This window comes from Muricoccus vinaceus, from assembly GCF_042433125.1.
Taxonomy (GTDB): Bacteria; Pseudomonadota; Alphaproteobacteria; order Acetobacterales; family Acetobacteraceae; genus Roseomonas; species Roseomonas vinacea.
The window spans coordinates 1-631 of the sequence record NZ_JBHLVZ010000119.1 but is presented as its reverse complement, the minus strand read 5'-3'; the positions used below and the strand labels follow the sequence as shown (position 1 = coordinate 631).

At 62.8% G+C, this 631-nt stretch carries 2 pseudogenes; both read right to left on the bottom strand.

Annotated features, from left to right (window positions below):
* Positions 1-55: 55 nt before the first annotated feature.
* Positions 56-306, bottom strand: a pseudogene (locus tag ACFFIC_RS29665) (IS481 family transposase); the annotation flags it as partial.
* Positions 307-417: 111 nt separating this feature from the next.
* Positions 418-582 (bottom strand): annotated as a pseudogene (locus ACFFIC_RS29660) (ATP-binding protein); the annotation flags it as partial.
* Between the last annotated feature and the right edge of the window lie 49 nt (positions 583-631).

Genomic DNA, 631 nt, shown 5'->3' with positions numbered 1-631 from the left:
ATCAGATCGCCGCCGCGTCGGGCAAGAACATTCGAATCCAATCGCTCGGATTACGCTCTAGCGGCAGCAGCGTGTGGCGGCGGAAGGCAACGACGATGGCCTCATGCTCGGGCGACAGAACCGTTGACCTGGGCTCCTGAGGACCGGTCCGGAGGTCGGAGACAGAGGATCGCTGCCTCCACTTCGCCACCGTCTCGGGGTTCACCCCGTGGCGCTTGGGGAGCCCCCTCAGGCTCTCTCGACATGCTGTATCGCTCGACGGATTGCCTCCATCATTGTGGCGCTGCCGTGGAGTAGCTGGCCCATAGTGCGTCCTTCCACTCAGGGCAGAAGACTGCACCATCAAACCCTGGGATCAAACATCTGTCAAACGACATCGGAAACGCCCCCCTGGGCGCCACGAAAACTCCCCCCGGTTTAAGCCTTGCCCGCCCTGGTGATCGGCTCGGGCGCCGTGGCCCTCAGCAAGCCTGAGCGGCGCTTCTCCTTGAGCCGGTAGCTGTCGCCGCGGATGGTGATGACGTGGCTGTGGTGCAGCAGGCGGTCGAGGATGGCTGTGGCCACTACAGGGTCGTCGAACACTTCGGTCTGCCCCTGTTTCGGATCGGGTGAACTCTGAGGTTAAAGTCAT